The organism is Uliginosibacterium paludis (assembly GCF_039631355.1).
Lineage (GTDB): Bacteria > Pseudomonadota > Gammaproteobacteria > Burkholderiales > Rhodocyclaceae > Uliginosibacterium > Uliginosibacterium paludis.
Window position 1 is genome coordinate 584,976 of the sequence record NZ_JBDIVF010000002.1, and the last position, 12,422, is coordinate 597,397.

Annotated in this window: 13 protein-coding genes; all 13 read left to right on the forward strand. The window is 57.8% G+C overall.

Annotated elements, in window-relative coordinates; genetic code table 11:
• The first annotated feature begins 50 nt into the window (after nt 1–50).
• The gene (locus tag ABDB87_RS07800; protein WP_345925683.1) at nt 51–323 is read left to right on the forward strand and encodes a hypothetical protein; all 273 of its coding nucleotides are present in this window, start codon (nt 51–53) and stop codon (nt 321–323) included.
• 125 nt (nt 324–448) lie between these two features.
• Nucleotides 449–1,045, forward strand: coding sequence for a PIN domain-containing protein (locus ABDB87_RS07805; RefSeq protein ID WP_345925684.1), 597 nt, complete (start codon nt 449–451; stop codon nt 1,043–1,045).
• A gap of 108 nt (nt 1,046–1,153) precedes the next feature.
• The gene (locus ABDB87_RS07810) at nt 1,154–1,594 is read left to right on the forward strand and encodes a hypothetical protein (RefSeq protein WP_345925686.1); all 441 of its coding nucleotides are present in this window, start codon (nt 1,154–1,156) and stop codon (nt 1,592–1,594) included.
• Nucleotides 1,595–1,717: 123 nt separating this feature from the next.
• Nucleotides 1,718–2,164 carry an ASCH domain-containing protein gene (locus tag ABDB87_RS07815; RefSeq protein WP_345925688.1) on the forward strand — a complete coding sequence of 149 codons (447 nt, stop codon included), beginning with the start codon at nt 1,718–1,720 and terminating at the stop codon, nt 2,162–2,164.
• 141 nt (nt 2,165–2,305) lie between these two features.
• A complete protein-coding gene (locus ABDB87_RS07820; protein WP_345925689.1) occupies nt 2,306–2,578 on the forward strand; it encodes a hypothetical protein in 273 nt (90 codons plus the stop codon).
• 458 nt (nt 2,579–3,036) lie between these two features.
• Entirely contained in the window at nt 3,037–3,585 is a 549-nt protein-coding gene (locus ABDB87_RS07825; RefSeq protein WP_345925690.1) for a hypothetical protein, read from the forward strand.
• 359 nt (nt 3,586–3,944) lie between these two features.
• Nucleotides 3,945–4,850: a S41 family peptidase gene (locus tag ABDB87_RS07830; RefSeq protein ID WP_345925692.1), complete on the forward strand. Its 906-nt coding sequence runs from the start codon at nt 3,945–3,947 to the stop codon at nt 4,848–4,850.
• 315 nt (nt 4,851–5,165) lie between these two features.
• Nucleotides 5,166–5,702, forward strand: coding sequence for a DUF4410 domain-containing protein (locus ABDB87_RS07835; protein ID WP_345925694.1), 537 nt, complete (start codon nt 5,166–5,168; stop codon nt 5,700–5,702).
• A gap of 36 nt (nt 5,703–5,738) precedes the next feature.
• Nucleotides 5,739–6,419 (forward strand): hypothetical protein, encoded by a 681-nt coding sequence (locus ABDB87_RS07840; protein ID WP_345925696.1) that lies wholly within the window; start codon nt 5,739–5,741, stop codon nt 6,417–6,419.
• Nucleotides 6,420–6,516: 97 nt separating this feature from the next.
• On the forward strand, nt 6,517–7,008 hold the full coding sequence (locus tag ABDB87_RS07845) for a type II toxin-antitoxin system VapC family toxin (RefSeq protein ID WP_345925698.1): 492 nt from the start codon (nt 6,517–6,519) through the stop codon (nt 7,006–7,008).
• A gap of 218 nt (nt 7,009–7,226) precedes the next feature.
• Complete coding sequence (locus ABDB87_RS07850; RefSeq protein WP_345925700.1) at nt 7,227–7,427, forward strand: hypothetical protein; 201 nt, start codon at nt 7,227–7,229, stop codon at nt 7,425–7,427.
• Nucleotides 7,428–7,643: 216 nt separating this feature from the next.
• Nucleotides 7,644–9,920 carry a hypothetical protein gene (locus tag ABDB87_RS07855; protein WP_345925702.1) on the forward strand — a complete coding sequence of 759 codons (2,277 nt, stop codon included), beginning with the start codon at nt 7,644–7,646 and terminating at the stop codon, nt 9,918–9,920.
• A gap of 216 nt (nt 9,921–10,136) precedes the next feature.
• Entirely contained in the window at nt 10,137–11,606 is a 1,470-nt protein-coding gene (locus tag ABDB87_RS07860; RefSeq protein WP_345925703.1) for an inorganic phosphate transporter, read from the forward strand.
• The last annotated feature ends 816 nt before the right edge of the window (nt 11,607–12,422 follow it).

The following is a 12,422-nucleotide window of genomic DNA, read 5'->3' on the forward strand; positions in this document are numbered from 1 at the left end:
CGCTCCGGCTGCCCCTCACTTCCACGTTATGTTTCAACCGGGGACTCGCGATGGATCAATTCCTAGACACTCTCTCCAAAATGGATTTCAACCGAGGGCTGGCAATCCTTGCGGTAGTTGGCTTTGGCGTCTTTGCAATGGTCAAGGTGTTCAAGCATATGAAAGATGGTTTCGGCCCTTTCAATGTACGTATCACCGGCATAGTTATCGTTGCAACTCTTACGAGTATTCTCGCCGTCATGAACCCGTCTGGTGAAAGTGCAGCAATCGGAATATTGGGTGCAATTGCTGGTTATCTTTTTGGCTACGGCAGCAAGGATTGAGCATGAAACATAACCCTGCGCTCAACCCGGACCGCCCAAAAGCTGCGCTTTTGGGTTCCCTCCGCGCTACGCGCTCCGGCGGCCGGTTAGCTCCACGTTAGAAGTCTCATCAATCCGGGGGCAACTTGCGAACAAATTACGTACTCATCGATTACGAGAACGTGCAGCCAGAAGCGATGGCCGTGCTCAACAAGGAGCATTTCAAAGTCATCGTCTTTGTCGGCGCCAATCAAGCCAAAGTCACCTTCGAGGTAGCATCTGTTCTTCAGCAAATGGGAGAGCGGGCTGAGTACATCAAAATTACTGGCAATGGTTCAAACGCTCTCGATTTTCACGTTGCGTACTACATCGGAGCCTTGGCAAGTAAAGAGCCCGACGCTTACTTCCACATCGTGTCAAAGGATACGGGCTTTGACCCGCTGATCACGCACCTTAAGACCAAGAAGATATTTGCTTGTCGCTCCAAGGATGTGACCGACATTCCCATCGTGAAAGCTTCAAACTCCAAATCACCGAGCGAGAAAATTGCTGTGATCGTTGCTGACCTCAAGCGCAGAGGTGCATCAAAGCCTCGGGCCGTTAAGACACTCACCAGCACCATCAGCTCAATGTTCCAAAAACAACTCCCCGAGCAGGAGCTTCAGTCGTTACTGAATGAGCTTAAAGAGCAAGGGTTAATCACAGTTGCGGGCACAAAGGTCTCATATGCGTTACCCGCCTGATACTTCTAACTTTGCAGTCGAGCGGGACAGCCACAAGCTGCGCTTGTGGTTCCCTCCGCTTCGCTCCGGCTGCCCCTCACTTCAACGTTATGTTTCAGTGAGCATCCGATGACCTATCTCGAATTCATTACTGGAATGACTCAGGTGCTAGCATGGCCAATGCTTATCTTTGTGCTTCTTTTCTACTATCGAGATAAGCTCACTGAGTTTGCTATCGAAATGCAGGGGGCCAAGCTACAAGTAAAACTTGTCAAAGAGGGAGAGGCGCCAAAAGCAAACGAGGCATCCTTGGCTGTAAGCCACGAAACGGCTTACTACAAGCTCTACTCGAATGGTGTGCTAGTTCAGAACCTGAAAATCCGTGTAATGCCTGGAATAGAGAAACTCCCGCTTATCTATCCAATTACCTTTCCAAACGAGCTTTTATCAATTCAGATTATTGGCGAGGACGCCGCTTGGACTACCAGAGCTTCGCTTAGCAACTGTGATCTAAAAGTTGCACCTTCCAGTCATGAAAGAGAGCTTCAACTGAGGATCTCCGGCGTATGAAACATAACCCTGCAGTCGAGCGGGACAGCCAACAAGCTGCGCTTGTTGGTTCCCTCCGTGCTTCGCACTCCGGCTGCCCCTCACTTCCACGTTAGGTTGCGCTAAATGCCAACGAGTGCATCAGTGAATGAAACGATCGAATATCTCACGCGGCGGGGAATTTTGCTCCCCAGTCAGCATGTCTCGACAACAGTTTTCGGTAATTCACCTGAACTCTCAGAGGCCCTGATTGATCTGATTAAACGTGGCATAAAGCGCGCCGGTAGCAGCCTATTATGGTCATTCGAATTTGAAAATGAACCCATTCCATCAGTCAGTGACTGCGAAATTGTTTTAAATCATCATGATCAACCCGTGGTGGTTACTCGCATAACAAATGTTCGCACCCTTCCTTTTCAGGATGTTCCTGAGCAATATGCTGCACTAGAAGGAGAAGGTGATTTATCACTCAGTTATTGGCGATCCGTACATTGGAAATTCTTCTCGCAAGAGTGCAAGCGAATTGGTCGCGAACCACATACAACCATGCCGGTTGTTTGCAATGAATTCGAGGTGTTGCATGTTCTCTAATAACCAGCAACCTAACCTTTCAGTCAACCTGACTGCCCAAAGCTGCGCTTTGGGTTCCCTCCGTTGCTGCGCAACTCTGGCAGCAGGTTACTTCCAACGTTAGAACTTTCTAGGAGATGCATCATGGGTGGAGCTAAGCGAATGATGGAAGACGATGAAGAAAAGCGCGGTATCGCAATACAAATCGCACTCGAAGCTGGTGTTCTTGAGCAATGTGAGTTCCACGAAGATTGTCTCTTTGAAGGCGGCGAAGAAATTGAAGCCGCATACAAGCTCGGTAACTTCAAAATATCCAACGGCGAGTACGGGGATGTATTTGAAAGTCGACGCGAGATGACTGACCTAATTAAAGAGGTGGTCCAAGACAACTCGGCAGAAGAATGCTATTCGTGTGCAAAGAACCGTGACGACTAACGGGTCTGTTAAGAAAGTACGTTCTAACACTACAGTCGAGCGGGACAGCCACAAGCTGCGCTTGTGGTTCCCTACGCTTCGCTCCGGCTGCCCCTCACTTCCACGTTACCTCGTACGGCGGGGTCGCCGAGACATGCCTGAAGCGTAGGGTGCGGTGCCAACCGCACCGGATGTTCCCCCCGTACGTAACTGCGTGCGTTATTCCGGGTGGCGGAGTTGGCACTCCGCCCTACGACTGAACGACCGCTTTTCAACTTCCCGATCGTCCGCAGCGGGTCGAGAGGTGTCTCTCAAAGTCGTGCAAAGCGGCCATCTGCCGGAGCGACTGCTATGCGGATATCATGGACGGCAGGTGTCGGCCACCGCGTTCGGCGTAGTTGTAGGGTGGAGTGAAACTCCACCGTATGCGTTGATGAAGGTGGCGGAGTTGGCACTCCGCCCTACGCCTGAACGCCCTTATGGCTCCCTGGTTTTCGCTCTGGCTACCCCTTACTTCGCTAGGCCACAATAATGCTGAAATTTCTGAACTATGTTTTCCCGAAAAAATTATAAACATAATAAACGCTGACAAATTAACTCAGCCAGCAGAAGTTGGCATTCTAGTATTTACATTTTCAATCCAGTTTATTCTAAAATCAACCAATAGATCACTGCCATGCGGAGAATACTCATTCGTAGAATTGGCGCTCTACGCACTGACATTGGTAATATTTATTGCTGCCTACGTTGCCAATGGCGGTAAAAATGGAAACAGATTCATTCTAAAGATTTTAACCGTAGGCTCACTGCTTGTTGTTTGGTCATATTTATATATATCAATCGGAATATTTATTGTCTATGAGGTCTTGCCGTCTTTAATAGAGTCATTTACTAGCCTAGATCTCACTGATGCAGTCCTGTTTCTTAACAGAAACTACAGAAATGTCTACTCGCTAGCTTATGCGCTTATATTTCCACCTGTTTTTTGGAATTATTTTTCAAAATTTGAAAGAAATGAGGCGGCGTAGCTACTTGGCAAGTTATCTGTTTTATTTAGATATGAAAATATTTCCGTGAGCCTGGCCATTCAATCCACAGGGGTATTCAAAATCTGCCGCGTACGGCGTAGTTGTAGGGTGGAGTGAAACTCCAATGCATGCGTTTCGAGGTGGCGGAGTGGGGCTCCCGCCCAAGGCCGTAACCCGGAATAGATGCCCGAATCGTAAGGCCGTAACCCGGAATTCGGGCCCGAGTCGTAGGTCGGAAAAGCGAAGCGCCTTCCGACTTCTAGAGCGTTGCGCCCCGACTCTTGTTTCTTTTACTGGCAAGCTACGCCCTGGATACTCCCGCCTCAAGATCCCAAAAAATGCATATTTTTACGAGATTCATGAGCGCCGTTGCCATCGCTTCTGTGACGTCGCTTGCCACGGCCTCGCCAAGTCTTGAGCTCGTGATCGATCTTGCCAAAACGAAGGCGTATCGAAGCCGGTTCGTGGATTGGAGCAGCGTTGAGCGTGAGGCCCGGGCACGCGAGGAAACAGAGGGTGAGAAGGCCGCGATTCGATTCGTGGTTTCTGCCCTGGCAGACAAGCACACCTTCTATGTGCCGCCTGCGCCATCCACGCCAAAGTCTTTGCAAGAGAAATCCGATCCGCCCGAGGTCGCCGTGGTTTTGCCACCGGTTGGCGGGGTTCCGGTATTGCAGATCAACGGATGGTTCGAAGGAGACTTGCCGGAAGCAGCCAGAGCGGTGCGCTCAAGACTCGATGAGGTTCTGCGCGGCAAACCATGCGGGTTGATTCTTGACTTCTCGGCGAATCATGGCGGAAACATGTGGCCCATGCTCATGGGTTTGAGCCCGCTGCTTTCCGAAGGAAAGCTTGGGGCATTTCACCAGGCAAATGGAAGTCGTGACGATATCAGCAAGGTCAATGGCGCCATCGCCTTGAAGGGCGTGGCCGTTTTTTCGGATTCCTTGCCAATCCAGACTTATGCGGGTGAAATTCCTTTCATTGCAATTTCTATCGGAGCGCACTCTGGAAGCTCCGGAGAACTTACGCCGCTGATGTTTCTCGGGCAGAAAAACGTGAAATTCTTTGGCGGCAAGACAGCGGGTTTGACCTCTGCAAATCAAGTCCATTCCCTGCCAAACGGTGGCACCTTGATCCTGACGACTTCAATCGTCGAGGACAGGAATGGTCAGGAATATCCGGATGGCCTCTATCCGGATTTCACGACTGAGCAGCCATTCAAGGATGCTTCGGAATGGATTTCAGGCAAGTGTTCTGAATGATCGGCAAGCACTGCGTGCGTTGATTGACCGCCTACGGCGGGGTAGCACTGGTGCCCGATTCTTAGGGTGCGCTGATCGAGGTGGCGGAGTTGGCACGCCGCCCTGCGCCCACTCTCGACTCCCGACTCCCGCCTCCCGCCATGCGCTATCGTGTCCGCATCTGATCCGGGGTGCTGGCATGGCCCGCCGACTGTGGTCTTGCGCTGTCTTCTTGCGGAGGCAAGACACACATTGCAGCAATGCGGACATGGCGGACGCTGTGCGTTGAGCGGAGCATGTCGTGCTCATTCATACGCTATGAGCATGGAGCACCAGATGAGCAACAAGCGCTTGTTCGCCGCAATTTTCGTCCTCGCCAGCCTCGTATCGGGGTGCGCCACGCACATGCCGAATAATGTTGAAGGGGATGCCGGGCTCGGCAGAACCCGGCCGATCATTGTCGAGAACTTCGATTTCAATCCGAAAGGTGCGGTCGATGTGAGTGCTGATTCGATCGAAAAACTCAACCTTGAGCTTTCCGAAAACGTGGTCAGCGAGCTGAAGAAAATGGGGTTGCCTGCAAAGCTGGCAGACAAGAGCGCCCCTGCTCAGGATGCATATGTGCTCAAGGGCCGCATCCTGCAGGTGAATGGTGGCAGCACTGCGCTGCGCATCTGGATCGGCTTTGGCGCGGGCAGCACGACCGTGACTGTTCGCGGCGAGGTGCTGGACGCAAAGACCGGCGCCCAAGTCCGGAATTTCACCCTGACCCGCCAATCGAACTGGACCTACAGCAACAATGAAGCTGCGGTGCGGGAAAACATTGGCGAACTGGCCTCTGATATTGCGGCTCTGTTCAAGCCAGCCGACTGATATCGCACAAACATGTATCCACGATGGATGACGGTTATGAACCTGCCAAGCCAGTCTTTGCCGGCATCCTGGATGCTCAAGCTGCTCGACGCACTTCAGCCTGACCATGACGATGTCGCCCGTCATCTGGCAGACCTGAAGGCCGCGCATCCTGGGCTGGGCGCGCACGCCCTGGCCGAAAAATGGGCGGACAGGATCTGCTGGCGCTACGCCTCGGAAGGCGCAGCCACCGCGCTGCCCGGGTCGATTCCCGGCTTGGGCACGGCGACCCAGTTCGGCATCGAGGCCAGTGCCATCTCAGCAGACCTTGCCTACATGCTGCGCTGCATGGCGGGCCTCACCATCGGCGTGGGCCAGATATTCGAACGCGATACCCGCGCCTCATTCAATCAGGACTTCATCCGCGTGCTCGGCCTCTGGTGCGGGGTGCTCACGCTGGGCAAGGAGGCCACCGTCCGGATGGCTTCGAAAATCGCGATTGCACGCTTCAACCGGGTGCCGGCCGAGGTATTCAAGCGGATCAATATCCGCGTTGGCACAACCATCGTCACGAAATACGGCACTCGCCGCGGCGGAATTGCCGTGGGCCGTCTGGTGCCCTTTGGAGTTGGTGCGCTGATTGGCGGGGGATTCAACCTCGTAACCATGAAAGGCTTCAAGGCCGCCGCGATCCGCTATTACCGGACAGATGAGGCTGTGCTGTATGAGCGGGAGTGATGGAAGAGCCAGCAGAAGTAGGGCAGGAATAAGTCGCAAAAATTTCGCGAGAGATAGGCTGTTTCAACCGGGTCTGGAAAGTCATGGATTCTGACTGATGTCGCTAGGCGATACTAATGGTAAATATCATTTTTACTGCATTAATGTGATTTCCATGAAATACATGCTTGATACGAACATATTTAATCTACTTCTTGACGGTAGATTCTCCCTGTCTTTCTTGTCAGAGGTGAATGGTGTGTTTGCAACACCTATTCAGATGGAAGAGCTTAGTAAAACATCTGATGCTGAACGAAGAAATGAACTTCTGCGAATCTTCGAAGATGTATCTCCTCATGTTTTTTCGCCATCGTTCTCGTGGGATGTTCCCGGTGCAGGGTGGGACGATGGCGAATGGAGTGAGCATAACGATGCATCACAGCTATGGGTGGCTCTCGAATCAAACAAGTCTAAGTTGAATAACTGGGAAGATGCGCTTATAGCTGAGGCTGCTATGTCGGCTGATTGCTGCCTGGTTACGGCGGATCGATTGTTGGCGGAGGTGGCAAGTCGGCACGGAATTTCAACTCAATATTTTGATTGTAAATAGAATGCTTGAAAGTATTAAATGAAGATCTGCTTATTGTTGAGGTGGAGAAACCTTAGAGGAAGTTCATGTTTTGAATCGTAAAGAGACGTTGGAGTTTGTCTGGTGTAAAGACAAATATTCAAAATGGGGTAGAAAACCAAGGGTTAGTCCCTGTTATTTGCCGCAGAACAAGTGATCTGACCCCTTTCTCGTTTGTTTATTCCAATAAGGAAAATGACGTGAGGACACTTCTTCGTTTCGCAATTTGGCTTATCGCTGGCTTCATCATCAGCCACGTGCATGCTGGTGAAATGATGAATGAGCCGCAAAGGGCCGGAATGAACGAGACATGTAATGGCACCAGTATTTTTGCCCAAGGGGCGGACGGTGGCGACTCGGGCGATGGATATCACGTTCATGGCGTCGAGAAGCACTGGTGATGACGAGATCAAGGCTTCCGTTTAGCAAGGCCGTAACCCGGAATCCGGGCCCGAGTAGTAGTCGGAAAAGCGAAGCGCCTTCCGACTTCCGGAGTGTTCCGCCTCGGTAGTTTTTGTGCCGCCAAGCGTCGGAAGGCGCCTGCGGCTTTTCCGACCACGCCCACTCCCCACTCCCACCCTGCGCTATCGTGAGGGCATCTGATCCGGGGTACTGCCATGGTCCGCGTGCTTGCCTTGCTTTGTCTGTTCTCGTCCTGTTGCCTGGCCGCGCCGTTGTGGCAGCCGGGGGCGGGGGAGCTGGAGAATCTGCGCGGCAGCGTGGCGAGCCGGGAGGCGCGGCTGTTTGCGCAGGGCGCCTTGCGGCCGGGGGCGAGCAGCATCGACGCGGCCGGTCTGCTGCTCGATGCGCTGGCGGCAGAATGGCCGGCGGAGCGGGTCAGCCCGCTGCTCGCGGCTCTGCCGCCGCTGCTGGACCGCGATCCGGCGAGCCGCACTTACGGCAACATCCACTGGTATCAGGGCGACACGAAGCTGGTGGATCGCAACGGCATCGAGTTCGTGACGCGCAAGGCGGTGCTCGCCTGGCTGCTCTACCGCGAACGCCTCACGCCGGCGCAGGCCGACACCCTGCGCGACTTCCTCGGCTGGGCGCGCACCGGCGCGAGCCGCCACGCGGTGGCGATCAGCTACACCAACATCTGGCTGATGAAGACCTGGAACCTGATCGCGCTGGGCGCGGCGCTGGACGACGCGGCACTCGCCGCGCAGGGCCGGACCATGCTGGCCGACTGGCTGGCCTACACGCGGCGCACCGGCATCAACGAATACCTGAGCCCGAGCTATTACGACGTGGATCTGGAAAGCCTGGCGCTGATCGCCAATCTGGCGCCGGACGCGGGCACGCGGGCCGCGGCACGCTCGGCGCTGGACCTCGTCTGGCATGACATTGCGCTGAACTGGTACGCGCCCGCCGCGCGCCTGGGCGGCCCGCACAGCCGCGATTACAACCGCCTCTTCGGCGTGGGCGGCGTGAATCGCTGGGTGGAGCGCGCCGGCTGGGGCACGCCCGCGGCCGCGCCGCTGCCCGCCGGCAGCCCCTACGAAGCGCTGGCCTGGGCGCCGCCGCCGGCATTGGCCGCCGCCTGGCTGGCCGGGCCCTTCCCGCGCGAGGTGTCTGCCCGCTGGGGCGAGGCGCCGGAGAAGCGCTACACGCATTACCTGGCCCGCAATTTCAGCATCGGCTCGGCCGAAGCCGGCTATCCCTCGGGGCACGACAACACGCCGCTGGTGATCAGCCTCGGCGCCGGGCAGGACGTGCCCGCGATCAACTTCTTCATGGACGGGCGGCGCGACCACTACGGCCAGGTGCGCACGCTGGAGGCGGGCTCCGGCCACCTCAAGGCGCTGCACCTGCGCCCCTTCGTGAGCAGCGTGCAGCGCGCGGGCGAAGTGCTGTTCATCGCCTCGGCGCAGGAGAGCAGTCCGGAATACAGCGCGCTGGAATCGGTGCTCACCCTGCCGGCCGACGCCGAATACTGGCTCGACAACCGCCGCCTCGATCTATTCACCGCGAGCAGCCGCTGGCAGCCGGACTACGCGGGCAATGACCGCAGCACCTTCATCACGGTGCAACGGAGCGAAGGCGTCGAGGAGCTGAACCTGATCGACCGCGACGACAAGCAGGGCGTGGGCGTGTCGCAGCGCTTCGCCGTGCAGGCCGGGCAGCGTTATCGCCTCAGCGCCAGCCTGGAAGGCGGCGAAGTCTTCCTCTACCTCAACTATCTGGACGCGGCCGGGCGCCTGGTGGGCGGCGAGCGTAACCTGAAAGTGGCGGGCGGCGGCGGCAGCTTCGCCTGGCGGGAATTCAGCGCCGTGGTGCCGGAGGGCGCGGTGGCCTGCAAGGCCTGGCTGTATTCCACCAGCACGAACCGCACCGAGCTGCGCGTGCGCGACCTGCGCTTCGAGCGGCTGGACGCCGCCGGCCCCACGCTGCTGGGCGGCTTCGACTTCCGCGAATTCCAGCCCCAGGCCATCGAGCTGCCCGCAGGCAGCACCCTCTTCGTGCGCCGCGGCGAAGCCGTGGCCGCACTGCGCCCGCTCGCCGCCTGGGATGTCGACGGCCGCCCCGTGCCTTTCACCCTGCACAACGACGGTCTGGCCTGGCGCGCCCTGCGCCTCACCGCCGTGCATTCACCGGTCGCCACCCGTGAGCGCGCCAGCACCGTGATGTGGGCCCGCGCCGCCGAAGGCCTGGCGGACGAGGCAGCCTTCGCCGCCTTCCGCCAGCAGATCATCGCCATGCCCGCCCGCGCCAGCCATGATGGCGACGTCATCGAAGCGCGCAGCGCAGGTGCTACGCCCCTGCACCTGCAAGCCAACCCCGCCAACAACCGCCGCCTGCTGCGCGAAGGCCAGCAAACCCTGCCCGGCAACCCCGCCTGGGCGCTGGATGGCGTGCCGCTGGAGCTGGGGCCAGGCAGCCAGGCGCGATGAGGATCATGCGGCGCGCTTCGCTGCGCTCAGGGCGCCCTACGCCAAACCAGCCAGAAGTAGGGCGCCCTGAGCAAAGCGAAGCGCGCCGTCGTCGGGAGACGGGACCCTGCCACGCGCGGTGTGATCAAAACGGCGGAGTTGTCACAGAGCACTGAATGATCTCCCCGGCTCTGTGATAATGCGCCACCTTTACTCTGACCATCAGTACCCCCTTCTATGTTTGATCTTTTCTCGGGCTTGAGCCTGACGGTGGGGCTCAGCCTGCTTTTCGCGCTGGCCTTCGTGTTTTGCTTCGAGTTCATCAACGGCTTTCACGACACCGCCAACGCGGTGGCGACGGTGATCTACACCCGTGCCATGCCGCCGCACATGGCGGTGGTCTGTTCCGGCATCTTCAACTTCTTCGGTGTGCTGCTGGGGGGCTTGGGGGTGGCGTATGCCATCGTGCATCTGCTGCCGGTAGACATGCTGCTCAATGTGGCGTCGGCACAGGGCATGGTGATGGTGTTTTCGCTGCTGGCCGCGGCGATCATCTGGAACTTCGGCACCTGGTATCTGGGGCTGCCGGCTTCCAGCTCGCACACCATGATCGGGTCGATCCTGGGTGTCGGGATGGCGAACGCCCTGATTTACGACATTCCGCTGGCGGCCGGGGTGAACTGGGCCAAGGCGGTGGATGTGATGCTGTCGCTGGTGGTGTCACCCACGGTGGGCTTCGTGTCAGCCGCGCTGCTGCTCTGGCTGTTTCTGCGCTACTGGCCCACTTCGCGCATGCACAAGACGCCGACCATGCGGCAGGAAATCGACGGCAAGAAGCATCCGCCATTCTGGACGCGCCTGTCGCTGGTGGGCTCGGCGATGGGCATGAGTTTCGTCCATGGCTCGAATGACGGCCAGAAGGGGATCGGACTGGTCATGCTGGTGCTGATCGGCATCGTGCCGGGCAAATTCGTGGTGAATCTGGACGCGACGCCGCTGGAAATCCAGCGCGCCCATGATGCCGCGGTGCATATGCAGAGCTTTTATGCCCGCCATTCGGACCAGCTGAGCGAAATGCTGGCGCTGGGCAAGGTGGTGAATCACACCCTGCCGAAGCAGTTCAAGTGTGAGCCGGCAGCGACCCTGCCTGCCATCGAAGAGATGACGCGGACGCTGGCGGGGGTGACGGATTACCGGATGCTGGATGACGAACGCCGCCGGAAGTTGCGCCGCACCATGCTGTGCCTCGATGACATCGCCAAGAAAGTGGGTGCTTTGCCGGGAATTCCTGACAAGGAAAAGAAGGATCTGAAAGCGCTGCGTGCCGATCTGACGGCCACAACCGAATATGCGCCGTTCTGGGTGGTGGTCGGCATTGCCCTGGCGCTGGGCATCGGCACCATGGTGGGCTGGCAGCGCGTGGTGAAGACGGTGGGCGAGAAGATCGGCCAGAAAAGCATGACCTATGGCCAGGGTGCGTGTGCGCAAGCGGTGGCGATGGCCGCGATCGGCCTGGCCACCTTTTTCGGCTTGCCGGTCTCGACGACGCATGTGCTCTCGTCCGGCGTGGCAGGCACCATGGTGGCTAACCGGAGCGGGCTGCAGGGCAGCACGGTTCGCCACATCCTGATCGCCTGGGTCCTGACCCTGCCGGCCTCGATGCTGCTCTCGGCAGGCTTTTACTGGCTGGGCAACCAGTTCGTCTGAGCGGGCCGGCGCCCGGCGCCAAACCCGCCAGAAGCAGGACGCCCTGAGCAAAGCGAAGCGCGCCGAAGCGTTGGGCGAGGGGCGGTAGCCCGGATGAAGGCCGAAGGCCGGAATCCGGGGCTTTCCTGAGTGTTCGGCGCCCGGATTCCGCTGTGTTGCATCCGGGCAGCCAATAGTCTTCGGGATTTCAACCAGGTCATGCGGCGTGCTTCGCTGCGCCCGGTGCGTCCTGCTGCGCGAATCCACTTTGTCTGATCTTGCGGAGAGAGAACCGGCATGAGCGTATCGAACAGGTGGGACCTCGCAACGCGAATCAGCGCGGGATGCACGTTCGCACCTTTGGTAGGTTTGCTGGCTGTCGAGCAGGCGGATGTCAGGGCGGCCTTGTGCGGCCTTGCGCTGATTGCTTTCATCGTGTGCATTTTCAGCGCATGTCATTTGCGTTTTCCGCCCACGGAAAATTCTGGCGCCGATGCTTCGTCGGCCGATTTTCCGTCACCTTCGCTTGGCTCCGGTGACTGCAATGCAGGAGACGGGCAATGTGATTGAAGGCGGCTGATCGCAGGGCGGTCAGTCGGCATGGCAGGGCTGGGGAGGGCAGGCAGGACGAAGGTGTCACGTAGGGCGCCCTGAGCAAAGCGAAGCGCGCCGAAGCGTTGGGCTGGGCGAGGGGCGGTAGCCCGGATGAAGGCCGAAGGCCGGAATCCGGGGCTTTCCTGGCGTCCGGCTCCGGATTCCGCTGTGTTGCATCCGGGCAGCCAATAGTCTTCGGGATTTCAACCAGGTCATGCGGCGCGCTTCGCTGCGCTCAGGGCG